At 69.2% G+C, this 26,496-nt stretch carries 28 protein-coding genes and 1 pseudogene; 21 read left to right on the top strand and 8 right to left on the bottom strand.

What is annotated here, in order from left to right; all coding sequences use genetic code 11:
• The first annotated feature begins 73 nt into the window (after nucleotides 1-73).
• From RAC81_RS04620 to glmM, 5 genes are all read left to right on the top strand, one after another.
• The gene (locus RAC81_RS04620) at nucleotides 74-742 is read left to right on the top strand and encodes an endonuclease/exonuclease/phosphatase family protein (RefSeq protein WP_375081231.1); all 669 of its coding nucleotides are present in this window, start codon (nucleotides 74-76) and stop codon (nucleotides 740-742) included.
• Nucleotides 743-816: 74 nt separating this feature from the next.
• A complete protein-coding gene (locus RAC81_RS04615) occupies nucleotides 817-1,566 on the top strand; it encodes an MBL fold metallo-hydrolase (protein ID WP_375081230.1) in 750 nt (249 codons plus the stop codon).
• 182 nt (nucleotides 1,567-1,748) lie between these two features.
• Nucleotides 1,749-2,195, top strand: coding sequence for a 50S ribosomal protein L13 (gene rplM, locus RAC81_RS04610; protein WP_096714317.1), 447 nt, complete (start codon nucleotides 1,749-1,751; stop codon nucleotides 2,193-2,195).
• 26 nt (nucleotides 2,196-2,221) lie between these two features.
• Nucleotides 2,222-2,707 (top strand): 30S ribosomal protein S9, encoded by a 486-nt coding sequence (rpsI, locus tag RAC81_RS04605; protein ID WP_096714316.1) that lies wholly within the window; start codon nucleotides 2,222-2,224, stop codon nucleotides 2,705-2,707.
• A gap of 14 nt (nucleotides 2,708-2,721) precedes the next feature.
• Complete coding sequence (gene glmM, locus RAC81_RS04600) at nucleotides 2,722-4,080, top strand: phosphoglucosamine mutase (protein WP_375081229.1); 1,359 nt, start codon at nucleotides 2,722-2,724, stop codon at nucleotides 4,078-4,080.
• A gap of 21 nt (nucleotides 4,081-4,101) precedes the next feature.
• Here the strand turns inward: glmM and RAC81_RS04595 are convergent, their stop codons facing one another.
• Nucleotides 4,102-5,040, bottom strand: a complete 939-nt coding sequence (locus RAC81_RS04595) for a Ppx/GppA phosphatase family protein (RefSeq protein ID WP_375081228.1) — start codon at nucleotides 5,038-5,040, stop codon at nucleotides 4,102-4,104.
• A 36-nt stretch (nucleotides 5,041-5,076) separates the two neighbouring features.
• Between RAC81_RS04595 and coaA the strand changes: the two genes are divergently transcribed.
• Nucleotides 5,077-6,021, top strand: coding sequence for a type I pantothenate kinase (gene coaA / locus RAC81_RS04590; RefSeq protein WP_375081227.1), 945 nt, complete (start codon nucleotides 5,077-5,079; stop codon nucleotides 6,019-6,021).
• A 78-nt stretch (nucleotides 6,022-6,099) separates the two neighbouring features.
• A complete protein-coding gene (gene glmS / locus RAC81_RS04585) occupies nucleotides 6,100-7,947 on the top strand; it encodes a glutamine--fructose-6-phosphate transaminase (isomerizing) (RefSeq protein WP_375081226.1) in 1,848 nt (615 codons plus the stop codon).
• Nucleotides 7,948-8,041: 94 nt separating this feature from the next.
• On the opposite strand, the gene RAC81_RS04580 is transcribed toward glmS, so the two are convergent.
• Nucleotides 8,042-8,536 (bottom strand): endonuclease domain-containing protein, encoded by a 495-nt coding sequence (locus RAC81_RS04580; RefSeq protein WP_375081511.1) that lies wholly within the window; start codon nucleotides 8,534-8,536, stop codon nucleotides 8,042-8,044.
• A 201-nt stretch (nucleotides 8,537-8,737) separates the two neighbouring features.
• A pseudogene (locus RAC81_RS04575) lies at nucleotides 8,738-8,872 on the bottom strand (type IV toxin-antitoxin system AbiEi family antitoxin domain-containing protein); the annotation flags it as partial.
• A gap of 216 nt (nucleotides 8,873-9,088) precedes the next feature.
• On the opposite strand from RAC81_RS04575, the gene RAC81_RS04570 reads away from it, so the two are divergent.
• The 9 genes from RAC81_RS04570 (at nucleotide 9,089) to RAC81_RS04530 (ending at nucleotide 16,049) form a co-directional block, all read left to right on the top strand.
• Nucleotides 9,089-9,448 (top strand): holo-ACP synthase, encoded by a 360-nt coding sequence (locus RAC81_RS04570; protein WP_375081225.1) that lies wholly within the window; start codon nucleotides 9,089-9,091, stop codon nucleotides 9,446-9,448.
• Nucleotides 9,445-10,551, top strand: coding sequence for an alanine racemase (gene alr / locus RAC81_RS04565; protein ID WP_375081224.1), 1,107 nt, complete (start codon nucleotides 9,445-9,447; stop codon nucleotides 10,549-10,551). Before RAC81_RS04570 ends, alr begins: the two co-directional genes overlap by 4 nt.
• On the top strand, nucleotides 10,548-11,075 hold the full coding sequence (gene tsaE / locus RAC81_RS04560) for a tRNA (adenosine(37)-N6)-threonylcarbamoyltransferase complex ATPase subunit type 1 TsaE (RefSeq protein WP_375081223.1): 528 nt from the start codon (nucleotides 10,548-10,550) through the stop codon (nucleotides 11,073-11,075). The genes alr and tsaE overlap by 4 nt, the downstream gene beginning before the upstream one ends.
• Nucleotides 11,072-11,692, top strand: coding sequence for a tRNA (adenosine(37)-N6)-threonylcarbamoyltransferase complex dimerization subunit type 1 TsaB (gene tsaB, locus RAC81_RS04555; protein ID WP_375081222.1), 621 nt, complete (start codon nucleotides 11,072-11,074; stop codon nucleotides 11,690-11,692). Before tsaE ends, tsaB begins: the two co-directional genes overlap by 4 nt.
• Nucleotides 11,689-12,180 (top strand): ribosomal protein S18-alanine N-acetyltransferase, encoded by a 492-nt coding sequence (gene rimI, locus RAC81_RS04550; RefSeq protein ID WP_375081221.1) that lies wholly within the window; start codon nucleotides 11,689-11,691, stop codon nucleotides 12,178-12,180. The genes tsaB and rimI overlap by 4 nt, the downstream gene beginning before the upstream one ends.
• Complete coding sequence (gene tsaD, locus RAC81_RS04545; RefSeq protein ID WP_375081220.1) at nucleotides 12,177-13,250, top strand: tRNA (adenosine(37)-N6)-threonylcarbamoyltransferase complex transferase subunit TsaD; 1,074 nt, start codon at nucleotides 12,177-12,179, stop codon at nucleotides 13,248-13,250. Before rimI ends, tsaD begins: the two co-directional genes overlap by 4 nt.
• A 170-nt stretch (nucleotides 13,251-13,420) precedes the next feature.
• A complete protein-coding gene (locus RAC81_RS04540; RefSeq protein WP_375081219.1) occupies nucleotides 13,421-13,753 on the top strand; it encodes a hypothetical protein in 333 nt (110 codons plus the stop codon).
• 3 nt (nucleotides 13,754-13,756) lie between these two features.
• Complete coding sequence (locus RAC81_RS04535) at nucleotides 13,757-14,851, top strand: hypothetical protein (protein ID WP_375081218.1); 1,095 nt, start codon at nucleotides 13,757-13,759, stop codon at nucleotides 14,849-14,851.
• Nucleotides 14,838-16,049 (top strand): hypothetical protein, encoded by a 1,212-nt coding sequence (locus RAC81_RS04530; RefSeq protein ID WP_375081217.1) that lies wholly within the window; start codon nucleotides 14,838-14,840, stop codon nucleotides 16,047-16,049. The genes RAC81_RS04535 and RAC81_RS04530 overlap by 14 nt, the downstream gene beginning before the upstream one ends.
• Nucleotide 16,050: 1 nt before the next feature.
• Here RAC81_RS04530 and RAC81_RS04525 read toward each other — a convergent pair whose 3' ends face one another.
• Nucleotides 16,051-17,256 carry a class I SAM-dependent methyltransferase gene (locus tag RAC81_RS04525; protein ID WP_375081216.1) on the bottom strand — a complete coding sequence of 402 codons (1,206 nt, stop codon included), beginning with the start codon at nucleotides 17,254-17,256 and terminating at the stop codon, nucleotides 16,051-16,053.
• Between the two features lie 158 nt (nucleotides 17,257-17,414).
• On the opposite strand from RAC81_RS04525, the gene groES reads away from it, so the two are divergent.
• The 3 genes from groES to RAC81_RS04510 all read left to right on the top strand — a co-directional run bounded on the left by groES (nucleotide 17,415) and on the right by RAC81_RS04510 (nucleotide 20,187).
• Nucleotides 17,415-17,711, top strand: a complete 297-nt coding sequence (gene groES, locus RAC81_RS04520; RefSeq protein WP_017203655.1) for a co-chaperone GroES — start codon at nucleotides 17,415-17,417, stop codon at nucleotides 17,709-17,711.
• A gap of 162 nt (nucleotides 17,712-17,873) precedes the next feature.
• Nucleotides 17,874-18,827 (top strand): EamA family transporter RarD, encoded by a 954-nt coding sequence (gene rarD / locus RAC81_RS04515; RefSeq protein WP_375081215.1) that lies wholly within the window; start codon nucleotides 17,874-17,876, stop codon nucleotides 18,825-18,827.
• A 97-nt stretch (nucleotides 18,828-18,924) separates the two neighbouring features.
• A complete protein-coding gene (locus tag RAC81_RS04510; RefSeq protein ID WP_375081214.1) occupies nucleotides 18,925-20,187 on the top strand; it encodes an ABC transporter substrate-binding protein in 1,263 nt (420 codons plus the stop codon).
• An 82-nt stretch (nucleotides 20,188-20,269) separates the two neighbouring features.
• Here the strand turns inward: RAC81_RS04510 and RAC81_RS04505 are convergent, their stop codons facing one another.
• Genes RAC81_RS04505 through RAC81_RS04490 form a run of 4 tightly spaced genes read right to left on the bottom strand, consistent with a single transcriptional unit; the run spans nucleotide 20,270 to nucleotide 24,340 of the window.
• The gene (locus RAC81_RS04505; RefSeq protein WP_375081213.1) at nucleotides 20,270-21,040 is read right to left on the bottom strand and encodes an ABC transporter ATP-binding protein; all 771 of its coding nucleotides are present in this window, start codon (nucleotides 21,038-21,040) and stop codon (nucleotides 20,270-20,272) included.
• Nucleotides 21,037-22,023: an ABC transporter ATP-binding protein gene (locus tag RAC81_RS04500; protein WP_375081212.1), complete on the bottom strand. Its 987-nt coding sequence runs from the start codon at nucleotides 22,021-22,023 to the stop codon at nucleotides 21,037-21,039. Before RAC81_RS04500 ends, RAC81_RS04505 begins: the two co-directional genes overlap by 4 nt.
• Nucleotides 22,013-22,990, bottom strand: a complete 978-nt coding sequence (locus tag RAC81_RS04495) for a branched-chain amino acid ABC transporter permease (RefSeq protein WP_375081211.1) — start codon at nucleotides 22,988-22,990, stop codon at nucleotides 22,013-22,015. The genes RAC81_RS04500 and RAC81_RS04495 overlap by 11 nt, the downstream gene beginning before the upstream one ends.
• Nucleotides 22,991-22,999: 9 nt before the next feature.
• On the bottom strand, nucleotides 23,000-24,340 hold the full coding sequence (locus tag RAC81_RS04490) for a branched-chain amino acid ABC transporter permease (protein WP_375081210.1): 1,341 nt from the start codon (nucleotides 24,338-24,340) through the stop codon (nucleotides 23,000-23,002).
• 244 nt (nucleotides 24,341-24,584) lie between these two features.
• Between RAC81_RS04490 and guaB the strand changes: the two genes are divergently transcribed.
• Entirely contained in the window at nucleotides 24,585-26,087 is a 1,503-nt protein-coding gene (gene guaB, locus RAC81_RS04485) for an IMP dehydrogenase (protein WP_375081209.1), read from the top strand.
• Between the two features lie 79 nt (nucleotides 26,088-26,166).
• A complete protein-coding gene (locus RAC81_RS04480) occupies nucleotides 26,167-26,481 on the top strand; it encodes a DUF2277 domain-containing protein (protein ID WP_251586276.1) in 315 nt (104 codons plus the stop codon).
• Nucleotides 26,482-26,496 lie beyond the last annotated feature (15 nt).

Below are 26,496 nucleotides of genomic sequence, written 5' to 3'. Positions count from 1 at the left end.
CGCCCGGCATCCACCGAGCATCTCGCGGGGACGGAGCCGGAGCACAGCCACGGACGGTAACGTTGCCGGAGTCATGAAGGTCATCTCGTACAACCTGCGCAAGCACCGCGCCGCCGGTGAGCTGGTCGCGCTTGCGAGCGCGCACGACCCCGACCTCTTGTGCCTCCAGGAATGCGATGTGGCGCATCTGCCCGAGCGGATCGGGGACCTGGCGCTCGCTGACGCCACCCAGGGCAATCGACTGGGCCTCGCGATGTACTACCGCGAGAGCGCGTTCCATCTGCAGGGGATCCGCACGATCGGGCTGAAGAAGTCCTTGCACGACCGCATCGCGAAACCGGCGCACGAGCGTGTGCTCGGCGCCCGCCTGCGAGACATCGACGCCGGCCGCGAGTTCATCGCCGCGTCGTTCCACGCCGCGCCGCTGACCGCGTTGAACTCCCTGCGCCGGCATCAGATCCGTGCAGCCCTCACCGAACTCGCTACCCTCGGCGAGGGGCTCCCGCAACTCATGGTGGGGGACTACAACTACCCCGTGTTCAAGGAGAATCTCGGCCACGCGGTGCGCGAGCACGGCTATGCGCTCACCCTCAGCGACGACCACACGTACACGCGATACCGCGTCTTCCGCGGACATTACGACTTCGCGACCTCCGCCGGCTTCGAGATCGAGCGCGTCACGACGCTCCCGCAGGGATCGAGCGACCACCGTCCGATCCTCGTCACGGCGCGGCTCGACTGACCTCCGACCGCTGTGCCGGCGTCGTGACGAGCACGCGCCTGGACCCCGAAGAGTGGATGCCTGAGACTGGTCGGATGACGATCTCCGCGCTGCTCGTGGGCGGCCCCACCCTGCATTTGTCCTACGCCGGGCTCTCGATCCTCACTGACCCCACGTTCGACGCGCCGGGGGAGTACCCGGGCGGCGCGACGCTCTACAAGCTCACGGGCCCGGCCGTCCCCGCCTCCGCGCTCGGCGAGATCGACGTCGTCCTGCTCTCACACGACCAGCATCCCGACAACCTCGACGGCGCCGGGCGGGAGCTCCTGCCGACCGCCGACCTCGTGCTGGGGACGCCGGAGTCCGCGGACCGCATCCCGCACGTCACCGGCCTCGCGCCGTGGGAGCGCCGCGAGGTGGCATCCGTCGCCGTCACCGCCGTCCCCGCGCTGCACGGACCGGAGGGCGCCGAGGCGCAATCGGGCACCGTGACGGGTTTCGTCCTCGAGTCCGAGGGCTGGCCGACCGTGTACGTGTCCGGCGACAACGCCTCGGTCGACGTCGTGCGCGAGATCGCGTCCCGCTTCCCCCTGATCGACGTGGCCGTCCTGTTCGCCGGAGCCGCGAACGTCGGCCGCTTCGGCGACGCCGACCTCACCCTCAACGCCAGGACTGCGCTCGAGGCGTCCGAGGTGCTCGGCGATGCACTCGTGGTCCCCGTCCACACCGAGGGGTGGTTCCACTTCTCCGAGACGACCGAGCGGCTGGTCGGGATGTTCGCGCACGCGGGCCGCGAAGACCGTCTGCGCGTGCTGGTGCCGGGGGAGCGCACCGTCATCGCGTGATGCCCGGTTTGGGGGATCGCGCCGCATGACGTAAGCTGTCTCTTTGGTACTCGACTGCCGGGTGCCGCGAACGTGAGCCCTCCACTGGCGTGTTCCCCCTCCTGCGCATCGCGCGACAGGTCGGAACCACCCCGGAGTGGGATTCACGAACCTCTCCGTTCGAACAAGAAAGCAGCACTATCGTGACGCGCACTTTCACTCCCAAGGCTGGCGAAGTCCAGCGCGACTGGGTCGTCATCGACGCCACCGACGTCGTTCTCGGCCGCCTGGCCTCGCACGCCGCAGCGCTCCTGCGCGGCAAGCACAAGCCGACCTTCGCCAACCACATCGACTCGGGTGACTTCGTCATCATCGTGAACGCCGACAAGGTCGCGCTCACCGGTCAGAAGCTCCAGAAGAAGATCGCCTACCGTCACTCGGGCTACCCGGGTGGTCTCAAGGCCGTCAACTACGCCGAGCTGCTCGAGAAGAACCCGGTCCGCGCTGTGGAGAAGGCCATCCGTGGCATGCTCCCCAAGAACAGCCTCGGCCGTCAGCAGCTGTCGAAGCTCAAGGTGTACACGGGTGGCGAGCACCCGCACGCCGCGCAGCAGCCCCAGCCGTACACCCTCGACCAGGTCGCCCAGTAAGCGCCGTACAGACTAAGGACATACTCGTGGCTGACATCCAGGACTCCACCGAAAACCTCCAGAACTTCTCGACCTCGACTCCCGAGAGCGACGCTGTCGAGGCGGCCCCCCGCCCCGTGCTCAGCGTCCCGGGTGCCGCAGTCGGCCGTCGCAAGCAGGCCATCGCCCGCGTGCGCCTCGTCCCCGGTTCGGGAACGATCACGGTCAACGGCCGTACGCTCGAGGACTACTTCCCGAACAAGCTGCACCAGCAGCTGATCAACGACCCGTTCACGGTCCTCAACCTCGCGGGCGGCTACGACGTCATCGCGCGCATCTCCGGTGGTGGCCCCTCGGGTCAGGCCGGCGCGCTGCGCCTCGGCATCGCCCGTGCCCTCAACGGCATCGACGTCGAGAACAACCGTCCGACCCTGAAGAAGGCCGGCTTCCTGTCGCGCGACGCTCGCGTCAAGGAGCGCAAGAAGGCCGGACTCAAGAAGGCCCGTAAGGCGCCTCAGTACTCCAAGCGTTAAGGTCCACTGTTCCGATGCCGATCTTTGGCACGGACGGCGTGCGAGGGCTTGCCAACGGCATCCTCACCGCCGACCTTGCGCTCACCCTGGCCCAGGCGACTGCTGTCGTCCTGGGCCAGGGCCGTACTGCGGAGGCTCGCAAAGCCGAAGGCAAGCGACTCACCGCAGTCGTAGCCCGCGACCCCCGGGTCTCGGGTCACTTCCTCGAGGCCGCTGTGTCGGCGGGTCTCGCCTCGTCGGGCGTGGACGTGCTCGAGGCAGGCGTCATCCCGACCCCGGCCCTCGCGTTCCTCGTCGCAGACCGTGATGCCGACTTCGGAGTCATGATCTCGGCGTCGCACAACGCCGCCCCCGACAACGGCATCAAGATCTTCGCCCGCGGTGGACGCAAGCTGCCCGATGTCGTCGAACAGCGCATCGAGGCGGCCATGTCCGGTGAGATGCTGCGCCCGACCGGCGCGGGCGTCGGCCGGATCATCCGCTTCTCCGACGCCGAGGACCGCTACGTCGTGCACCTGCTCGGGTCGCTGCCGAACCGCCTGAACGGCATCAAGGTCGTGCTCGACTGCGCCCACGGCGCGGCATCCGGCGTCTCGCCCGAGACGTTCCGCGACGCGGGAGCCGAGGTCACCGTGATCGGCGCCGACCCCGACGGCTGGAACATCAACGACGGCGTAGGGTCGACCCATCTCGAGAACCTCGCCGAAGCCGTCGTCCGGCTCGGTGCCGACATCGGCATCGCGCACGACGGAGACGCCGACCGCTGCCTCGCGGTCGACGCGCAGGGCAACATCATCGACGGTGACCAGATCATGGCGATCCTCGCCGTCTCGATGAAGGAGCGCGGTCACCTGACCGACGACACTCTCGTCGCGACGGTCATGAGCAACCTCGGCCTGCACGTCGCCATGCGCGAGCACGGCATCACCGTGCGCCAGACGGCGGTCGGCGACCGCTACGTGCTCGAGGACATGAACGAGGGCGGCTACGCGCTCGGCGGCGAGCAGTCCGGGCACGTCATCATGAGCGAGTTCGCGACGACGGGCGACGGCCTGCTCACCGGCCTGCATCTGGTGGCCGAGATGGCCCGCCAGAACAAGTCCATCGCCGAACTGGCGAGCGTCATGACGGTGTACCCACAGGTGCTCATCAACGTGCGCGACGTCGTCAAGGACGCCGTCGGCTCCGACGGCGTCGTGCAGGCGGCGATCCGCGACGTCGAGGCCGAGCTCGGAGACACCGGGCGGGTCCTGCTCCGGAAGTCGGGCACCGAGCCCCTCGTGCGCGTCATGGTCGAAGCGGCCGACGTCGAATCGGCGCAGGCCTACGCCGATCGTCTCGCCGACGTGGTGCGCGAACGCCTCGCCCTCTGACCTCGGTCAGCGAGCGCTGGGTCAGGGGCGCCCCTGGCCCAGCTGCTCGATGTATCTGAGCAGCACGCCTTCGCGGAGCGCCCACGGGGAGACCTCGAGCTCGTCCACGTCCAGCGCCGACATCGCCGTGTGCAGCGACACCGCCGCCGCGACGATCTGGAATGTGCGATCCGCGGTGATGCCCGGCAACTCCTGACGAGCGGATGCCGGAAGGCGGGCGAGCCGCGGGATCCACGATCCCAGGGCGGCGCGCGGAAGCAGCATCCGTTCCGACCCCGACCATCCGGGGACCGGGTAGCCGACGAGCTTGGCGAGCGAGCGGATCGCCTTCGAAGACCCGACCGCGTGGTCGGGGCGAGGTAGTGCGGCGAACCGGGGGAGCACAGCATCCAGGGTCGCTGCCGCATGCGTGCGCAGTCTCTCGACATCGTCTTCGCCGGGCGGATCGCTGGGCAGGAACTGCACGGTCATGCGGCCGGCTCCCAGCGGGACGGATGCCGCGGCATCCGGCAGCTCCTCTCCGCCCGCGGCGATCTCGAGCGAGCCACCGCCGATGTCGAGCAGCAGGATCTGGCCGGCCGACCACCCGAACCAGCGACGCACGGCGAGGAAGGTGAGTTCCGCCTCGGTCTCGCCGTCGAGGACCTGCAGCGGCTGGCCCAGGGCGTCCTCGATGCGGGCGATGACCTCGATGCCGTTCGTCGCATCCCGCACCGCGCTCGTGGCGGTGGCGAGCAGCTCGTCGACGCGCTCCTCCTCGGCGACCCGGCGGGCCCGGCGCACCGCGTCCACGAGCGCGCGCACGCCGTCTTCGGAGATCGCCCCGTCGTCGGTGAGGTAGCGCATGAGGCGGAGCACGGTCCGGTCGCTGGTCGTCGCGAGCGGTCGTCCTCCCGCACGCACGTCGGCCGCCAGCATGTGGACGGTGTTGGATCCGATGTCGAGGACTCCCAGGCGCACGGCAAGAGACTACCGGTGCCCCGCTACGATGATGCGGTGACCACCGTCGACCCCGCCCTTCCGCTGTCTCCGTACCGTGAGATCGGACGCCGGGAGTGGGCCCGGCTCGCTGCGGACCTCGATCAGCCGCTCACCGAGACCGAGGTCGTCGAGCTTCGGGGCATCGGGGATCGGCTGGACCTCACCGAGGTCAGCGAGGTGTACCTGCCGCTGAGCCGCCTGCTCAGCCTCTACGCCACGGCCACCAAGCGGCTGGGGGCGGCGACGAGCGACTTCCTGCAGGAGGACGACTCGACCACGCCGTTCGTCGTCGGCGTCGCCGGGTCGGTCGCGGTGGGCAAGTCGACGATCGCACGTCTGCTGCGCGAGCTCATGAGCAGATGGCCGGGAACACCTCGGGTCGAGCTCGTCACCACCGACGGCTTCCTCTACCCGAACGCCGAGCTCGAGCGACGCGGCCTGATGGAGCGCAAGGGCTTCCCGGAGTCCTACGATCGCCGCTCGCTCATCGAGTTCCTCACCGAGGTCAAGAGCGGGGCCGCGGAGGTACGCGCTCCGTTCTACTCGCACATGCGGTACGACATCGTGCCGGACGCCCACGTCGTCGTGCGGAGGCCGGACGTGGTCATCGTCGAGGGGCTCAACGTGCTGCAGCCGCCGCCCGCCCCGAACGACGTCGCGGTGAGCGACCTGTTCGACTTCTCGATCTTCGTGGACGCCGACACGTCGCACATCGAGAAGTGGTACGTCGACCGCTTCCTCGCCCTCCGACAGGGGGCGTTCTCGAACCCTTCGTCGTACTTCAACGTGTTCGCGCACCTGACCGATGAGGAGGCGATCACGACGGCCCTCGGCTACTGGAACGAGATCAACATGCCGAACCTCGTCGAGAACGTCATGCCGACCAGGCACCGGGCTCGGCTCGTGCTGAACAAGGGCGCAGACCACAGCGTCGAGAGCGTGCTCCTCCGCAAGCTCTGATCATCGGCGTCCGCCTGGTGTGGGGCTCCGAGGGTTCGTTCGGAACCCTCTCAAAACGAGAAGCTTACTCTGTATCTCATGTGTGGAATCGTCGGATACGTGGGCCCGCGCCCCAGCCAGGACATCCTTCTCGCCGGCCTCGCCCGCCTCGAGTACCGCGGCTACGACTCGGCCGGCGTCGCCGTCATCGATGAGGACGGTTCGCTCGGTATGCGCAAGAAGGCCGGCAAGCTCTCGGCGCTGCGCGACTCGCTCGCCGACTCCGCTCTGCCCGACGGAAGCACCGGTATCGGCCATACCCGCTGGGCGACCCACGGCGGCCCGACCGACGTCAACGCGCACCCGCACCTCGCGGACGACGATCGCCTCGCCCTCATCCACAACGGGATCATCGAGAACTTCGCGACTCTGCGCGACGAGCTCGCGGCCGACGGAGTGGCGTTCCGCAGCGAGACGGACACCGAGGTGGCCGCGGCCCTGCTCGGTCGCGAGTACCGCAGCAACGGCGGGGATCTGCAGCTCGCCTTCCGAAACGTCGTGAACCGCCTCGAGGGCGCGTTCACGCTGCTCGCGATGCACCAGGACCACCCCGGGCTCGTGGTCGGTGCCCGACGCAACTCGCCGCTCGTGATCGGCCTCGGCGAGGGCGAGAACTTCCTCGGATCCGACGTCGCCGCGTTCGTCGAGCACACGCGCAAGGCGCTCGCGATCGGCCAGGACCAGATCGTGTCGATCACGCCTGACGCCGTCACCGTCACCGACTTCGCCGGAACTCCCGTCGAGGCGGAGCCGTTCGACGTGTCGTGGGATGCCGCGGCCGCCGAGAAGGGCGGATGGTCGAGCTTCATGGCCAAGGAGGTCGCCGAACAGCCCGAGGCCGTCGCGAACACCATCCGCGGCCGCATCCAGGGCGACCAGGTGGTCATCCCGGAGCTGGACGGACTCGACGACCTGTTCACCGGCATCAACCGCGTGATCATCACCGCCTGCGGGACCGCCTCGTATGCGGCGCTCGTCGGCAAGTACGCGATCGAGCAGTGGGCGCGTGTGCCCGTCGACGTCGAGCTCGCGCACGAGTTCCGGTACCGCGACCCGGTGATCGGCGACGACACGCTCGTCGTGTCGATCAGCCAGTCGGGCGAGACGATGGACACACTCATGGCCGTCAAGTACGCCCGCGAGCGCGGCGCCCGCACGCTCTCCATCTGCAACACCCAGGGCGCGACGATCCCGCGGGAGTCGGATGCCGTGGTCTACACCCATGCCGGGCCCGAGGTCGCGGTCGCTTCGACCAAGGCGTTCTCGGCGCAGATCACCGCTCTGCTGCTGCTCGGGCTGCACATGGGTCGGGTTCGCGGCTCGGTGACCGATGCGTCGGTCGACGTCGCGGAGCTCGCCGCCCTGCCGGACAAGATCGCCAAGGTGCTCGAGACCGAGAACGACCACGTGTCGCAGCTCGCCGGCTGGATGGCCGACACCCGCTCTGTGCTGTTCCTCGGTCGCCACGTCGGGTATCCGATCGCGCTCGAGGGTGCGCTCAAGCTCAAGGAGATCTCCTACATCCACGCCGAGGGCTTCGCCGCGGGCGAGCTCAAGCACGGTCCGATCGCGCTTATCGAGCCGGGACAGCCGGTGTTCGTGCTCGTGCCGTCGCCGCGGCACTCCGCGCTCGTGCATTCCAAGGTCGTGTCGAACATCCAGGAGATCCGCGCCCGCGGTGCGCGCGTGATCGTCGTGGCCGAAGAGGGCGACGCGGCCGTGCTGCCGTTCGCCGACGAGGTCATCCGCATCCCGCTCGCAGGTCCGATGTTCGAGCCGCTGCTCGCCGTCGTGCCGCTGCAGGTCTTCGCGATGGCGCTCGCCACCGCGAAGGGTCTCGACGTCGATCAGCCCCGCAACCTCGCGAAGTCCGTCACGGTCGAATAGCCCGCCTGGCATGCCGACCGGCTGACGATTTCCCGTTTGGCTGGCCGAACCCGGCCGTTCGGCCAGCCATACGGGGAGATTCCAGCCATCCGCGTCACGCTTGCGCACGTCGGAGCGCCGATAGCACGGCGGCGGCCACGACATCCCACTGGTACATGATCAGGGCGTAATCGAACCTGAGGGTTTCGAAACCGAGACGGGATGCTGCGGCATCCCTCGTGAGGTCGTGGTGACGCCGCTCGGCCCCGGCGTGATTCGCTCGACCGTCGACCTCGAGGATCAGCCGCTTCTCGATCACGAAGTCGACCCGCCCCACCCCGGCGATGGTCATCTGCGTCTCGACCGTGATGCACAGCATGTGCAGGCGAAGGCGGACGATGGATTCGAGACCACTGTCGGCATCGCTGCGGGCGAGATCGACGAGCCAGCGCGCACCGGCGGGCAAGGACTTCCTGATCCGCTGCCGGGCCGCGCTTCCGATCAACCGCATCGACCACGCGGATTCGAAAGCGGCGAAGAAGAACTCGTCGCCATGGCAGGCGTAAGCGTGCACCAGGGCGTCTTCGATCGGCGCCAATCCCAGCTTCATCGTGCCGGCTCGGTAATGCTCACTGCACCGGCATCCGCGGTGTTCGTGTGTTCGGCCCGCCTGCCCCAGCCAGACGTGCGGCGCCTGATCGTCGCGCAGAACCCACACTCCGTGCAGGCGCAGAGCCCCCGCGCAGGTGAGCGCGCCGCCATGCAGAGCGGCGGTCTGCACGGCATCCGGGCATCGGGGTGCGGCGAAGACGCCGGGTCGAAGCCTGAGGAGCTCGCCACGTCGCACTGCGACGGAGAGGTCCTTCCGCGTGCAGCCGAACGGAGCCAATTGCGCTGCGCGGGCGATGCCGCCATGGTGCTGAACGAGTGTGAGAGGTGCGGCCATTCGCCGATGATCGTCGACGCCATGGCACCCCGGAGGCTCACCAACAGGTTTCATCCGACACCCGCGCCATTCTCGACTTGTGCAGAAGAGGACGTCTGGCTGGAACTTCCCCGGTCGGCTGATGATCCGGCGGGAGAGAGACCGCCGGGCGGGGGATCTCCAGCCATGTGAGAAGGGACGCGGAGGGGGAGGGTGCGCCGCGACTAGGCTGAACTGGTGATCATCGGGACCGGCATCGACCTCGTCGACATCCCGCGGTTCGAGCGCACACTCGAGCGCACCCCGCGGTTGCGCGAGCGCCTGTTCGCCCCGGCTGAGCGGTCGCTGCGCCTGCCGTCCCTGGCCGCGCGCTATGCCGCGAAGGAAGCGCTGATCAAGACGCTGGGCGGCTCGGACGGCGTGCACTGGACCGAGATCGAGATCGCCTCGGAGGAGTCCGGCCGTCCGCATTTCGTGCTGTCCGGCACCACGGCCGAAGTCGTGGCGGAACGAGGGATCAGCCGTCTGCACCTGACCCTCACCCACGACGCGGGCCTCGCCGCGGCGTTCGTCGTCGCGGAGGGAGACCCGCTGTGAGCGCACCGTTCCGCGAGGCCAGGATCGAGCTGGATGCCATCAGCGACAACGTGCGGCACTTCCGGCGTCTCACAGGGGTGCAGGTCATCGCCGTCGTCAAGGCGAACGCCTACGGGCACGGTGCGGCGGCAGCAGCCGTCGCCGCCCTCGCCGGAGGGGCGACTCGTCTCGGCGTGGCCGAGATCCCCGAGGCGCTGGAACTGCGGCGCCAGGGCATCACGGCCCCGATCATGGCGTGGCTGCACGCGCCGGGGGAGCGGTTCGAACACGCGGCCGAGCAGAACATCGAGCTCGGCATCTCGTCGTTCGACCAGCTCGAGGCCGCGGCATCCGCGGCGAGCGTCGACCGTCCCGTCGGCGTGCACCTGAAGTTCGAGACCGGGCTGTCGCGCAACGGCATCGCCCCGGCCGACTGGCGCCGGGTTCTCGCGGAGGCTGCGCGGCTCGAGCGCATCGGGCGACTGCGCATCGTCGGTCTGTTCAGCCACCTCTCCAACACGTCTCCGCAGGACGACCGTGAGGCACTGGCGCGCTTCGAAGAGGGCGTCGCGCTCGCGGCCTCGTTCGGCATCCACCCCGAGATCCGTCACATCGCCGCGACCGCCGCGGCCATCGAGCTGCCCGAGATGCGACTCGACGCCGTGCGCATCGGGGTCGGCATCTACGGGCTGTCGCCCTTCGACGATCGGTCGTCGGCCGAGCTCGGGCTCCGCCCCGCCATGACCCTGCGCGGTGCGGTCGCCGCCGTGCGCCGCGTGCCGGCCGGAGCCGGGGTCTCCTACGGCTACGACCACCGCGCCCCGCACGACACGACCCTCGTGCTCGTGCCTCTCGGGTACGCCGACGGCGTCCCGCGGCACGCTTCGGGGCGCCTGCCGGTGTCGATCAACGGACGCCGCTACACGAACGTCGGCCGCATCGCGATGGACCAGTTCGTCGTCGACGTCGGCGACGCCCCCGTGTCGATCGGCGACGAGGTCGTGCTCTTCGGAGACCCGACTCTGGGGGTGCCGTCGGCCGCGGAGTGGGCGAACGCGGCATCCACCATCAACTACGAGATCGTCACCCGCATCGGCGCACGTGTTCCGAGGAGGTCGGCGTGAGCGTCGACCCGGCGATCCTCGGGCGCCATGACATCGAGACCTCCGACGCGATGGAGCATCTCGGCCGCCGTATCGGCGAGAAGCTCGAGGCGGGCGACCTGCTGATCCTGACCGGGCCGCTGGGCGCGGGCAAGACGACGTTCACCCGCGGCCTCGCCGAGGGGCTGGGGGTGCGCGGACCGGTGCAGAGCCCGACGTTCGTCATCGCCCGCACGCATCCGTCCCTCGTCGGTCGGGCGCCGCTCGTGCACGTCGATGCGTACCGGCTGGGCTCGGGCGCGGAGCTGGAGGACCTCGACCTGGACCTCGCCCGCTCGGTCGTCGTGATCGAGTGGGGTCGGGGCATGGCGGAGGAGCTCGCTGACAGTTGGTGGGACATCGATCTCGAGCGGCCGGTCGGGGCCGACGGCGGAGACGACCTCGACCCGTCGGAGCTCGACGCGGATGCCCCGCGACACGTGACGATCACGCGTGCCTCGCGCTCAGGGACCGTCGACGGAGGGGCGACTACCCTGGAGAGGTGATCCTCGCCGTCGACACCTCCCTGGGCACTGCCGTCGCGATCGTCGGCGACGACGGCGTGCGCTCCGAGGCGTCGACGGCCGACCCGCTCGGTCACGCCGAGGTGATCGGCGATCTGCTGCACCGCGTGATCGACGACGCGAGCGCGGCTCCGATCACCCACGTCGTCGCCGGCATGGGACCGGGGCCCTTCACGGGCCTTCGCATCGGCATCGCCGCCGCACGCACGTTCGCGCTCGGCCGCGGCATCCCGGTGGTCCCCGTCCCGAGTCACTTCGCCCCCGCTCTGCGCGCGATCGAGACGGATGCCGCGACCGGCCCCTTCGCGATCGTGACCGACGCCCGGCGCCGCGAGGTGGCCGTGACGGTCTTCGACGGGACGGATGCCGAGGGCATCCCCCGCATCGTCGCCGACACCGTTCTGGTGCCGCGCGTCGAGCTCGACTCCGCGCTCGACGGGGTGCGTGCGATCGAGGTCGCGACGCTGTCGGCCGCCGACCTCGCCGTCGTCGCGGAGCGGGCTCTGCGCGCCGGTCGCACCATCGCGGGCGACGAGCCGCTGTACATGCGGCATCCCGATGTCACGATGCCCGGAGCGCCGAAGAAGGTCGGCCTGTGACTCTCCGCACGGCGACGCCCGACGACCTCGACGCCATCATGGCGATAGAGCACCGCTCGTTCCCCACGGACGCGTGGAGCTCCGAGGCGATGGCGCTCGAGCTGTCTAGCCCGCACGGGCGCTATCTCGTGGACGAGCACGAGGGCACCGTGATCGGCTACGGCGGGGTGCGGGCGCTGCGCGGCTCGGCCGACGCCGACATCCAGACCATCGCGTTCGACGCCGAATACCGGGGCGCCGGCCGTGGTCGTGCGCTGCTGCGGGCGCTGCTCGGTACGGCCGCCGAACGGGGAGCCCGGGAGGTGTTCCTCGAGGTCCGCGCCGACAACCCGGGTGCCGAGGGCCTCTACCGTTCGGAGGGGTTCGAGGAGATCGGGCGACGCCCCCGCTACTACCAGCCCGATGATGTGGACGCGATCGTCATGCGTATCGTGCTGCAGCACGCGCGAGGCGCGACGACGGATGCCGCAGAGGAGGCCACCGCATGACCGAGCCCCTGGTGCTGGGCATCGAGACCAGCTGCGACGAGACCGGGATCGGGATCGTCCGCGGTCGGACGCTGCTGTCGAACACGATCGCGTCGAGCATGGACGAGCACGCCCGCTACGGCGGCGTCGTGCCCGAGGTAGCCGCGCGGGCGCACCTCGAGGCGCTGCAGCCGTCGATCGACGCAGCCCTCGCCGAGGCCGGGGTCTCGCTGCCCGATCTCGACGCCGTCGCGGTCACGAGCGGTCCCGGTCTCGCGGGTGCGCTCATGGTCGGGGTCGGCGCGGCGAAGGGGCTGGCGGTGTCGCTCGACAAGCCGCTGTACGCGGTCAACCACCTCGTCGGACACATCGCTGCCGACATCCTGACCCCCGAGTCGGAGCCCCTCGAGTACCCGACCATCGCACTGCTCGTCTCCGGCGGACACACCTCGCTGCTGCACGTGCGCGACCTGACGACCGACGTCGAGATGCTGGGCGAGACCATGGACGACGCCGCAGGGGAGGCGTTCGACAAGGTCGCCAGACTCCTGTCGCTCCCGTATCCCGGTGGTCCGGAGATCGACCGCGCGGCCGTGGACGGCGACCCGGACGCCATCCGCTTCCCCCGTGGTCTGTCGCGGGCGTCGGATATGGCGAAGCACCGCTACGACTTCTCGTTCTCGGGGCTGAAGACCGCGGTCGCGCGATGGGTCGAGCGGTGCGAGGCCGAGGGCGTTCCGGTGCCCGTGGCCGACGTGGCGGCGAGCTTCCGCGAGGCCGTCGTCGACGTGCTCGTGACGAAGGCCCTCGCGGCCTGCGCCGACCTCGGCGTCCCGCGCCTGCTGCTCGGCGGCGGCGTGATCGCCAACCGACGGCTGCGCGAGGTCGCGCTGGCGCGCGCCGAGGCCGCAGGGGTGACGGTGCGCATCCCGCCGCTGTCGCTGTGCACCGACAACGGGGCCATGATCGCCGCGCTCGCCGCGGAACTCATCTCGTCGGGTCGCCGTCCGTCGACGCTCGCCTTCGGCGCCGATTCGACGCTGCCGGTCACCGAGATCCAGGTGGCCGAGCGCGTGCCGGTGTCGTCATGACCGACCGATCGCGCTCCGCGCCCGGAGGACCGTCGGATCCGTCGTCCCACGAAAGACCAGTTCCGCGAACGACGGTCGAGGGACCGAGCGGCGAGGTCGAGCGTCCGGCGGGTTCCGCGCGTCTCCCGGGCGCGCGGCGCGACGGCTATGCGAAGCTCCCCACCGGACCCGTGACCGTGGAACCGGTGGTCGCGACGGGCCCGATCGCGGATGACACCCGACACGACGACTGGCAGCCCGCGGCAGACGCCGTCGCCGGCGATGACACCCGGCTCGCGCCGTGGGCGCTCACCGCGGCGATCGTCGCGCTGGGGGCGTCGTTCTTCGTGGGGTGGGGCATCCCGATCGCCGTGGTCGCGGTGATCGCCGCGATCATGTCGCTGCGCCGTCCCGTCGAGAGCCGTGCGATCGCCCGGTGGGCGCTCGTGCTCGGCCTCGCCGCCACGGTCTACAGCCTTGCATGGCTCGTCTGGGCGGGCATGCAGTTCGAGAGGCTCGGATAGCGGATGCTGCACGCCGACGAGATCGAGGAGCTGCGCGCCCTGCAGGCGCGCGCGTACGGTCGCGGCGGCGGGCTCACCGACGCCGACGCCGATCGCCTTCGTCAGCTCGAGGACACACGGAGTCCGGTGGCTCAGTCCGAGCCGGGGTCCGGTCCGATATCGGATGCCGAGCGCGAACCCCTCATCGATGCGGTGCCGCTGCGCACCACGCCGCCCGACGATCTCCGCACCGAACCCGACGGGACGGCGCCGCCGCACGACGCCGTCGCACCGCCATCCGACCGTCCGACGCGCCCCGACACCGTCCGAAGCGCGCTGCCCCGTCGCTGGCCGGTCGTCGCGGCCTCGGTCGCGGCGCTCGTCGGCCTCGGGGTGCTCACCGGCTGGCTCGTGTTCGCCGACCGGGGCCCTGAGCCGATCGCCCTGACGGCGGAGCAGCAGCAGCGGCAGAGCGAACTCCTGGCGACCGGCCTCTACGACTCCGGGTCGCTGCGCGCGATCCGCGAGGAGGAGGGCGTGGTGATCTGGTTCGCCACGCAGAAGGGCGGTGAGAACGTCTGCCTCATCCTCGCCGACGGGCAGAGCTCCGCGCCGGTGTGCTCGACGGAGGAACAGGTGCGCGCGCAGGGGCTGTACGCGTCGATCACGTCGGCCGGGGAGGGCGAGCTGCAGAACGTCGTGGACGCGCAGATGTACCTCGCCGCCGGCGGCGACCCCGCAGTCATCTCCTACAACTACATCACCTCCTCGCAGTCCAGCGGTGCGCAGTTCGCGTCGCCGGTCGAGGCGGAGACCGCTGTGCGGCTCGGCGACTCCGGATTCGATGAGCGCTCCCTCTCGGTGGTCGGGTACGACGGCGAGGTTCCCGTGTGGTTCGCCACGGAGAAGAACTCCCAGCGCGCCTGTCTGATCTACGACGGGTCGCAGCCTGATCCGCTCCAGGCGTGCGTGGACGGGCTCTGGAGCGCACCGGAGGGACTCCCGCTGGTGCTGGACCGCGTCGCGGACGACGGATCCACGACCAGATACGAGTACCAGCTCGGCATCGGCCGCCAATACCTCACGATCTCGAAGGGGGTCGGCGATGGGCCCGAGTGACGAGGCTGAGCTGCGGAGCCTCCAGGCGCGGGCCTACGGCCGCGGAGGCGGGCTGACGGATGCAGAATCACGGCGGCTCACCGAGCTGGAGTGGTCGCGGAGCGCCGCGCGCGCGACAGAGACAGACACCGCTGAGGCATCCGTCCCCGCGACGCCCGCCGCCCCTGAGACACACGCCTCTGCGGCACCCGACCGCGAGACGGCGGATGCCCTGCCCGAGACCCGGGACTCGGCCAGTCAGCGCCCCACTACCGCGTCGGACCCCGCCGACGAGGGCCGCGGAGCAGGTACCCCTGCGCGGTCAGGTCTCGGCGCCGCCGTGCGCGACCACGCGAAGACCGTCGTCGCGGCGTCCGCCGCTCTCCTCCTCATCGGGGTGGCCGCGGGCTGGGCTCTGTTCGGCGCCAGGGGCATCGAATCCGCGCTCACCGCTGGGCAGCAGGAGCGACGTCTCGAGCTGCAGGTCGAAGGGAAGTACGACGACGGCTCCGTGCGCCTCGTCACCCAGGACGACGACGCGGTCGTCTGGTACGCCACGCGCGACGGCGCCGACGAGACCTGCGTGATCCTCGACGTCGGGGAGGCGTCGCAGGAGCAGTGCCGGCCGACGGACGGAGTCGACGACATGGCGCTGAGCGTGTCCGTGTCGGTGCCCGTCGACGACCCCGACGACCCGGCCGACGCGTCCGGCGCGTCCGTGTCGGCGGTGCTCGCGCGCGCCACCACCGGAGAGCCGCTGGCGTGGGTGCAGAGATGGGATCCGCAGGACTCGATGCTCGGTCAGTTCGACGGCCCGGATCGTGAGCGCGCGGAGGAGCTCGTCGACCAGGGGTATCTGCCGAGCCTGTCGATCGTGGGGTACTTCCACGATCAGCCGGTCTGGGTCGCCGAGAAGCCCGCCGACGGCACGCAGAGCGGGGGGATGCTGCGCTGCATGATCGTCGACGCCACCGATGAGGCCGCCGCATGTCAGGCGTCGCAGGACAGCACCGCCGACCTCCGCGCGCTGAGCGTCGAGACGGCCGCGGACGGCACCACCGAGACCTGGTCGCTGCACGTGCGATTCACGAACTGGATGAACCCGTACCTGACCATCGAGCAGGGGGTGCCCGTCGACGCGGAGGGCGCATCGATCGAGCTCGGCGGCGAGTACGGGGATCCGATCCTCGTCGAGATTCCCGCCGAGGGCGGAGGCTGAGCTACTCCGCAGCGGGCACCCGGTCGGTGAGGATCGCGCGGCGCTGATCTCCGACGCGAGTGAGGATGAGCGTCGCGGAGGCGTCTCCGCGCAGCGTGAGCTTCTTCCGGAAGGCGGCCGGATCGACGTCCATGCCGCGCTTCTTGATCTCGACGGTGCCGATGCCGTGCGACCGGAGCACGGCGTTGATCGCCTTGGGATTCGCCGGCATGGTCTCGCGCACCCGGAACGACTGCACGAAGGGGCTGGTCAGGGCGGCGTCCGAGGTGAGGTACGCGATGCGCTGATCGAGCATCCCGGCCTGCAGACTCCGCGCGACGTCGCCGATCAGGCGGGCACGGATGACCGCGCCGTCCGGCTCGTGCAGGAAGGCGCCGAGCTCGCGCTCGGGGGCGTCCTCGGCATCCGCTCCCGCCGTCAGCTCGTGCGAGCGCTCGCCGCGGATGACGAGCGCGGCGCGGCGCACGCCCTCGCGGGCGAGGGCGCCGGTCCAGAGGACGAGCTCCACCACGCTGCCGTCGGCGCTGACCCACTGAGCCTCGGCGTCGTCGGGCAGCGCGTCTCGGTCGTGCCCGGGGCCGAGCTTGATGCCGGTGGGGCGCTCCGCCGCGACTGCGAACGCCCAGTCGAGCGAGGGGGAGTAGTCGTCGGCCGTCACCCGCCGGGTCTCACTGTGACCTGCGGTGCGCCGGGCCGGATCCATCCACACGGCGAGTCCGTCGGCTGGCGCGGGCAGGTTCGCCTCGGCCGTTCCGTGCTGCACGTGCGCCGAGTCGCCGAACGGGGCGAGGTTGTAGGCGGCGATCGCGGCGGTGACCTCGTCGGCGTCGACGGCCTCGACGCCGAGGCCCGCACCGGCGAACGCGAGCGCATCCCCGCCGATCCCGCAGCCGAGGTCGGCGACCGCCGTCATCCCCGCGCGGCGCAGTCGCTGCGCGTGCCGCGCGGCGACGCCGAGGCGCGTCGCCTGCTCCAGCCCCGCGCGCGTGAACAGCATCCGCTGGGCGAACTCGCCGAACTTCGCAGGCGCCTTGGCGCGCAGCCGCGCCTGTCCGACGACGGCGGAGACGAGATCGGGGGAGTGGCCGGCCGCTCGCAGGCGCGAGACCGTCCGCGCGACGTCGGCCACCTGGTCGACGGGACCCAGATCGTCGAGGAGCCCGAGCCCTTCCGGGGTGAGCAGTGCGCGCAACTCCGACATCTCCACGCCCTCAGCTTAGGCGGCGGATCCCGACGGGCCGAGTACCGCCGTTGGCACTCGCATTGCATGAGTGCCAGCCGACCGCCTACACTTGCAGTTAGCACTCTCGGGTTGAGAGTGCGAACAAGTCTTTCGTGTCAGCGTCAAGAAAGAAGAGGTAGACCGTGTCGGTTTCCATCAAGCCGCTCGAGGACCGCATCGTCATCAAGCAGGTCGAGGCCGAGCAGACCACCGCTAGTGGCCTGGTCATCCCCGACACCGCCAAGGAGAAGCCCCAGGAGGGCGAGGTCGTGGCGGTCGGCCCCGGTCGTATCGACGACAACGGCAACCGCGTTCCGCTCGATGTCGCCGTCGGCGACCGCGTGCTCTACAGCAAGTACGGCGGCACCGAGGTGAAGTTCGGCGCAGACGAGTTCCTCGTCCTGTCGGCTCGCGACGTCCTGGCGGTCGTCGTCCGCTGAGACAGCGTCTCTCGGAAGGGCCCGGGTGCATCACGCATCCGGGCCCTTTCTGCGTCCGGCCTCGGCCCCGCATCCGGCCACAGTGCGTCTCGATCCTGCCATTCCTCCGCGGCGACGACGCCGGGCGAAGGCGGGGCGCTCCGTCGGGACTAGGGTTGTGCGGTGACCTCGTCGACCGCCGCACACCGTTCCGCACAGACCGCCGGGGTGGCCTTCGCCGGCGGCGCCTACCTGCTCTGGGGCTTCCTGCCGCTGTACTTCGTGCTGTTGGCTCCCACCGGCCCGTGGGAGGTGGTGGCGTGGCGAGTGCTGCTGTCGTTGGTCTTCTGCGCGCTTCTGCTGACCGTGACCCACGGATGGACGGCGCTCTTCGCCATCGTCCGCCGGCCGCGCCTCCTCGGATGGACCGCCCTGGCGGGATTGCTGATCTACGTCAACTGGCAGGTGTTCCTCATCGGCACACTCTCGGGCCACGTGGTGGAGACCAGCCTGGGCTACTTCATCAATCCGATCGCGACGATCATCCTGGGGGTGGTCGTGCTGAAAGAGCGCATACGCCCTCTGCAATGGGCAGCCGTCGGCATCGCGACGCTCGCGGTCGTGGTCATCGTGGTCGCCTACCGGGCCTTCCCCTGGATCGCTCTGACGCTCGCCGCCTCGTTCGGCATCTACGGGTTGATCAAGAAGCAGATCGGTCCGGCGGTCGATGCCGTGAGCGGGCTGACGCTGGAGTCGTTCTGGTTGGTGCCCATCGCGGCGGTGCAGCTGATCATCGTCGCCGTCACGCCACCCGGCATCACGATGGGAGCCCATGGCTGGCCTCACGCGCTGCTCCTCGGACTGGCGGGGGTGGTGACCGCAGTGCCGCTGCTGCTCTTCGCCGCGGGGACCCGCCGGGTGAACCTCGCCGTCGTCGGCATGCTGCAGTTCATCGCGCCGATCATGCAGTTCCTCATCGGAGTGCTCGTCCTCCACGAGCCGATGCCGCCGGAGAGATGGGCCGGGTTCGTCATCGTCTGGGTGGCGATCGGGGTGTTCATCGCCGATCTGGTGCTGACGTACCGACGCTCTCGTGGGTCGTTATCGACCCGAGATCGGACTGTTTCACACCGTTAACACATCGCAACATTCGCGTGCTCATGTCGAGGCTACTTTGGGGGGAACCGGTAAGCGCCCGAGTCGTGCCGGACCAACAGAAACAACAAGGAGCAGTATGAGCGTCTTCTCTAGCTCGCGTGCGCGGAAGGTCTACGGCTCGATCGCCGCAGTCGGCGCGAGCGCACTCATCCTGGCCGGATGCTCGGGGGGCACGACCCCCAGCGAGTCGTCCGCCCCGCCGGTAGACCGTGAGGATCTCACCCTCAACATCGGCACGGTCCTCCCGCAGACCGGAGCGCTGAGCTACCTCGGCCCGCCCGAGGAGGCGGGTGTCGGACTCGCGACGGCCGAGATCAACGAGGCCGCCAAGGGCATCACCGTCGAAGTCGAGTACGGTGACTCGGGCGACCCGGACAACAAGGCCTACGAGACCACCGTTCCCCGCCTGCTGGGCGGCGATGTGCAGGCTCTCATCGGCGCTGCGTCCTCCGGGGTGACGAAGCTGTTCCTCGACCAGGCCGTGAGCGCGGGAGTCATCACGTTCTCTCCCGCGAACACCTCTCCCGACTTCACCACGTGGGACGATGACAACCTCTACTGGCGTACCGCGCCCAGCGACCTGCTCCAGGGCGAGGTCCTCGGCAACCTCATCGCCGAAGACGGCAACGCCACGTTGGGCATCATCTATCTGAACGACGCGTACGGCACGGGACTCGAGGGGGTCGTCAACGAGACCTTCACCGGTTCGGGTGGCGAGGTCGTGGCCAGCGAGCCCTACAACGCCGGCGACACGAACTTCAGTGCGCAGGTGTCGTCGATCATGGCCCAGAACCCCGACGCGATCGCGGTGATCGGCTTCGAGGAGACGTCGACCATCGTTCCGTCGTTCGTGAACAGCGGATTCGACGGATCGAAGTTCTACTTCGTCGACGGCAACACCTCGCAGTGGGGCGCGGACATGCCGGTCTCGATCGAGGGATCCAAGGGCACGCAGCCCGGCCCGGTGCTCGCAGACGACTTCCAGGAGCGTCTGAAGGAGCAGTGGCTGAGCCAGGGCGACGGCAGCGAACTGGTCGACTTCAACTACGCGGCCGAGTCCTACGACGCCACGGTGCTGCTCGCGCTCGCCTCCCTCGCCGCCAACTCGAGCGAACCGGCCGACATCGCCGGCAAGCTGCAGGAGGTCTCGGGCGGCACGGGCGACGGTGAGAAGTGCGAGTCGTTCGCGGACTGCGCCGACCTGATCCTCGACGGCAAGGCGATCGATTACGACGGATACTCCGGCGGAATCGCCTTCGACGAGGCCGGAGACCCGACCGAGGCGACCATCGGCGTCTTCCAGTACGGCGCTGACAACACGCACACGCGTCTCGACTGACACGCGCGACACGAAAAGATCCCGGCCCCGAGAATCTCTCGGGGCCGGGATCTTTTGTATGAGGCGATGAGGCGATGAGGCGTCAGGCGTCCTGCCCGAGTGTGCCCAGGTACAGACCGATGACCTTCGGGTCGGCGAGCAGCTCCCGCCCACTGCCCGTGTGTGCGTCGTGACCCTGATCGAGCACGTAGCCGCGGTCGCAGATCTGCAGGCAGCGTCGTGCGTTCTGCTCGACCATGATCGTGGTGACGCCGGCCTTGTTGATGTCGGACACCCGGATGAACGCGTCGTCCTGGCGCACGGGGCTCAGGCCGGCGGAGGGCTCGTCGAGCAGCAGCACGGCGGGGTCCATCATCAGCGCACGCCCCATCGCCACCATCTGCCGCTCGCCGCCCGACAGCGAGCCGGCGCGCTGCTTGAGCCGCTTTCCCAGCTCGGCGAAGATCCCGGTGACGAAGTCGAGTCGCTCCGAGAACGCCTTGGGGTTCTGGTAGAGCCCCATCTGAAGGTTCTCCTCGATGGTGAGCGAGGGGAAGACGTTGTTCGTCTGAGGGACGAAACCGACGCCGCGAGCGACGAGCTTGTCGGACTTCAGTCCGACGATGCTCTCGCCGTTGACCGTGATGTCGCCGTCTCGGACGTTGACCATGCCGAAGATAGCCTTCAGGAGGGTCGACTTCCCGGCGCCGTTCGGTCCGATGATGCCGATCAGCTCGCCCTTGCGCGCGATGAGATTGGCGCTGTTGATGATGTTGATGCCGGGAAGGTACCCCGCGGTGAGGTTCGAGACCTCGACGACGACTCGCTCGGTCTTCGCCGCTTCGTCGACGGGAACGCTGGCGGTTGTGCTCACGGCTTCTCCTCCTCGGCATCCCCGAGGGACACCGCCTCTTCCTGCTGGATCTCGGCGAGGAGCGTCTCGCCCTCCGCGCCCAGCTCTCCGCTGACGCGGCCGGTGACGACGCCGAGATCGACGTCCTGATGCGCGCCGAGGTAGGCGTCGATCACCGCCTGATCCTGCATCACCTCGTCCGGCGGGCCCTCGGCGACGACGCGACCTTCGGCCATCACGACCACCCAGTCGGCGATGTGGCGCACCATATGCATGTCGTGCTCGACGAAGAGCACGGTCATGCCGAGGTCTTTCAGGTCGAGGATGTGGTCGAGGAGCGATTGGGTGAGTGCGGGGTTCACGCCCGCCATGGGCTCGTCGAGCATCACGAGCGTCGGGTCGTTCATCAGCGCCCGCGCCATCTCCAGCAGCTTGCGCTGACCGCCGGACAACGATGCCGCGTAATCCTCCTGCTTGGCGTCGAGCTTGAAGCGGGCGAGCAGCCCCTTCGCCTTCTCCTCGATCTCGCTCTCCTGGCGGCGCCAGAGCGGCGGGATCAGGCTCGACCAGAAGCGCTCGCCGCGCTGTCGCGGCGCGCCGAGCTTCATGTTCTCGAGGACGGTGAGTAGCGACAGCGACTTCGTCAGCTGGAACGTCCGCACCTGCCCCATGCGAGCGACCTTGAACGAGGGCACACCGCTCAGGTCGCGCCCATCGAACGCCCAGCTGCCGTCGTTGGGCTTGTCGAAGCCGCACAGCAGATTGAACAGCGTGGTCTTGCCCGCGCCGTTCGGGCCGATCAGGGCCGTGATCGCGCCGCGCGGGATCTCGAGGTGCTCGACGTCGACGGCCGTGAGACCTCCGAAGCGCCGGGTCACGTGATCGGCGACGAGGATGGGGTCGACCTTGGGCACGCCGGGAGCGGCCGGACCCGTGGCGAGGCCGGTGGTCTTGGCGCGGCGGACCGCTCCCGTGGAGACGTCGTCGGAGGCGTTACTTGACAAAGGTCAGCTCCCTCTTGTTTCCGAGGATTCCCTGCGGGCGGAAGATCACCAGCAGCATGAGGGCGAGTCCCACGAGGACGAATCGCAGCGTTCCCGCCTGGATGGACGAGATCGGCAGGATCCCCTGGGCGGCGAGAGCCGGCAGGACGCCGTCGAGGAACGCCATGATCACCCAGAAGATGACGGCGCCCAGCACCGGACCGAAGACGGTGGCGGCACCGCCGAGCAGCAGGATGGTCCAGATGAAGAAGGTGAGGCTCGTCGTGTACGTGGCAGGCACGACGGCGCTCGGAAGAGCGAACACCAGTCCGCCCAGCGAGCCGAAGATGCCGCCGATCACGAGTGCCTGCATCTTGTAGCTGAACACGTTCTTGCCCAGCGAGCGCACGGCGTCCTCGTCCTCGCGGATGCCCTTGAGCACACGGCCCCATGGGCTGCGCATCAGGGCCCAGACCATGAAGATCGCGACGGCGAGCAGGAAGAGGCCGAAGACGCGCACCCACAGATCGTCGGCCGAGTAGGTCCACGGGCCGAATCCGTACGTCCCCTCGGGGAACGGATTCGCCGCGCGGAAGCCCGCGTGATAGCCGCCGAGGCCGTCGGCCGAGTTGGTGTACTCGTCGAAGACGGTCGTCGTGAAGAGCAGACGCACGATCTCCGCAGCGGCGATCGTCACGATCGCGAGGTAGTCGGCGCGCAATCGCAGGGTCGGGATGCCGAGGATGACGGCGAAGACGGCCGCTCCGATCATGCCGATGATGATGCCGAGCCACCAGGGGAGCCCGAACGACAGGATCGAGATCGCGTAGCTGTAGGCGCCGATCGCCATGAAGCCGGCCATGCCGAAGTTGAGCAGTCCGGCGTAGCCGAAGTGCACGGCGAGGCCGGTCGCGGCCAGCGCGTAGGCGATGGTCGTCGGGCTGAACAGCCAGCCCGCGGTGTTGCTGAGGATTCCGCCCCAATCCATGTGCGGCTCCTAACCGATTCTCTCTCGTCGGCCCAGGATTCCCTGGGGCCGCACCAACAGGATGAGGATGAGTACGACGAGTGCACCGACGTACTTGAGATCCGACGGCAGCCAGAGCGTCGAGACCTCGACGAGGATGCCGACGATGAGGGCGCCCACGAGCGCGCCGAACGCGGTCCCGAGGCCGCCGAGCGTCACGGCGGCGAACATGAGCAGCAGGATGTGCACGCCCATGTCCCATTTCACCCCGGGGCGGAAGTAGCCCCACAGGACGCCTGCCAGGCCCGCGAGCGACGCGGAGAGGATCCACACGGTGCGGATGACCCGGTCGACGTTGATCCCGGACGCCGCGGCCAGGCCGGGATTGTCGGAGATGGCGCGGGTCGCCTTGCCGACGCGAGTGCGAAGCAGCCAGAAGGCGACGGCGACGATGACGACGATGCTGATGCCCATCGACATCATGTCGACGACGGAGAGCTTGATCGGCCCCCAGATCTGGATGTTGGGCGAGTCCGCCCCGGGGAGCTGGTAGGTGGAGCCGCCGAGGAAGAACTGGAACAGGTACCGGACGAAGAGGGACAGACCGATGCTGACGATCATGAGCTGGACCATTCCGAGGCCCTTGCGACGCAGTGGACGCCAGAGGCCGGCATCCAGACCCCAGCCGAACGCCGCTCCGAGGATGAGCACGATCGGGATGGTGAGCCACATCGGCACCTGCAGGAACGACCCGAAGATGACGGCGACGACGGCCCCGAAGGTGACCATCTCCGCGTGCGCGAAGTTCGTGAGGCCGGTCGTGCCGAAGATCAACGACACCCCGATGGCGGCGAGCGCCAGCAGCAGTCCGAAGTTGAGGCCGTTGATGAGGCGCTCCACGAGCTGGTCGACGAACGAGGTCGTGACCCGCTCCCCTTCGCCGAGGAAGAGGTTGAGGATCTTCGAGCCTGTCAGACCGAACTCGGCCTCGAAGGAGGCGGTGGTGCCCTGGATGGGCTGGATGCCCTCGGGGAGCTGACCCGCGTCGACGATGACGCCGTCGGGAAGAGTGTCCTCGTCGACGGTGATGGTGTACGTGTCCTTCTCCGGGACGTACAGGCGCCATGCGCCGTCGGCGTTCGTCACGGTTTCGGCGTCGAAGCCGCCGCCCTCGACCGAGATGGTCACGTCAGGCACCGCGGCGCCGTCGAACTGGATCACCCCGGCGAAGTAGAAGTCGGTCTCCTCCTGATCGGCCCCAGGGGTGTCGGGCACCGCGGCGCTCGCCGATGTCGGTGCGGCGAAGAGCACCAGGATCGCGGCGAGCAATGTGCCGAGGATGGCGAGCGCTACGGGTGCGGTTCGCCTCACGGTCGTGGTCGTTGGACTCACAGGGCCTCCTGTCGGGAGCGCAGACCGAGGCCGATGCGAATCGTCGACCTCGGTGTACGACGATATGAGCGTAATGTGTCGAATCTGTTTCGGCCAAGGCACGATCTGCTCACGAGCGAGGGGGACGGCGAGCGACGCCCGCGCGGAGTCCGGGAATTTCCTCAGCCGTCCGACGCTTAGAATTGGTACCAGTCTCGCCAGTCAGCGCCCAGGAGGAGCATCAATGGATCAGCACGACCCCTTCGGATTCGTCGGACTCACGTACGACGATGTGCTGCTCCTTCCGGGGCACACCGACGTCATCCCCAGCGAGGCGGACACCTCGTCGCGGATCACGCGCCGGATCTCGGTCGCCACCCCGCTGCTCTCCAGCGCCATGGACACCGTCACCGAGTCGCGCATGGCCATCGCGATGGCGCGCGAGGGCGGCATCGGCATCCTGCACCGCAACCTCTCGATCGCCGACCAGGCCGCGCACGTCGACCGCGTGAAGCGCAGCGAGTCGGGCATGATCACCGACCCGATCACGACGACCCCGGACGCCACGGTCGAAGAGGTCGACGCCCTGTGCGCCAAGTACCGCATCTCCGGCCTGCCGGTCGTCGACCCGGACGGCCGACTCGTGGGCATCGTCACCAACCGCGACATGCGCTTCGTCTCGGGCTTCGAGCGCCAGACCACGTTCGTGAAGGACGTCATGACCTCCGAGGGCCTCGTGACGGCTCGCGTCGGCGTCGCGGCGGGCGAGGTGATCGCGCTCTTCGCGAAGCACCGCGTCGAGAAGCTCCCCCTCATCGACGACGACGGCAAGCTCGCCGGACTCATCACGATCAAGGACTTCGACAAGAGCGAGAAGTATCCGCTCGCCACCAAGGACGACCAGGGTCGTCTGCGCGTGGGCGCGGCCATCGGCTTCTTCGGCGACGCGTGGGAACGCGCCGAGGCGCTGCGCGACGCGGGCGTCGACGTGCTCGTCGTGGACACGGCCAACGGCCAGTCGCAGGGTGTGATCGATCTCGTGAAGCGCCTCAAGGCCGACGAGAGCTTCGCCCACATCGACGTCATCGGCGGCAACGTCGCGACGCGCGAGGGCGCTCAGGCGCTCGTCGACGCGGGCGTGGACGCCGTCAAGGTCGGCGTGGGCCCCGGTTCGATCTGCACCACGCGCGTGGTCGCGGGAGTCGGCGTTCCGCAGGTCACCGCGGTGTACGAGGCGTCGCTCGCCGCCGGTCCGGCAGGCATCCCGGTGATCGCCGACGGCGGTCTGCAGTACTCCGGCGACATCGCGAAGGCACTCGTCGCCGGTGCCGACGCCGTGATGCTCGGTTCCCTGCTCGCCGGCACCGACGAGTCGCCGGGCGAGATCGTGTTCCAGTCGGGCAAGCAGTTCAAGCAGTACCGCGGCATGGGCTCGCTGGGTGCCATGCAGACCCGCGGCAAGCAGACCTCGTACTCGAAGGACCGCTACTTCCAGGCCGACGTACCGAGCGACGACAAGCTGATCCCCGAGGGCATCGAGGGTCAGGTGCCCTACCGCGGGCCGGTCTCGGCCGTGGCGTACCAGCTGGTCGGCGGGCTGCGGCAGTCGATGTTCTACGTCGGCGCCCGCACGATCGAGGAGCTCAAGCAGCGCGGACGCTTCGTGCGCATCACCGCCGCCGGGCTCAAGGAGTCGCACCCGCACGACGTGCAGATCGTCGTCGAGGCGCCGAACTACAAGCGCTGAGCATTCGGCTCGGCGGAAGGGGCGGATGCTGCGGCATCCGCCCCTTCCGCATGTCGGCGGCGCGGCGTACCGTGCCGGTATGTGCCGCAACATCGTTCCGCTGAACAATCTCGAACCGGCCGCCACCGACGACGAGTGCCATGACGCCGCGCTGCAGTTCGTCCGCAAGATCTCGGGGTCGAACGCGCCCTCCCGCGCGAACCGCGAGGTGTTCGACCGTGCCGTCGAAGAGATCGCCCGCGCGACGAGGGAGCTCATCGACGGTCTCGTGACTCCGGCCCCTCCCAAGAACCGCGAGCAGGAGGCTGACAAGCGGCGTGCGCGGTCCGCGGAGCGCTACGAGGCGATCCGGGTCTACCAGGAGGAGAAGCGCGCAGCACGCGCCGCATCCTGACCCCCTCGCGGATCA

It is taken from the genome of Microbacterium sp. CR_7 (genome assembly GCF_041954755.1).
GTDB lineage: Bacteria > Actinomycetota > Actinomycetes > Actinomycetales > Microbacteriaceae > Microbacterium.
Note: the sequence above shows the minus strand (reverse complement) of the source record. Positions and strands in the feature narration are given on the sequence as shown.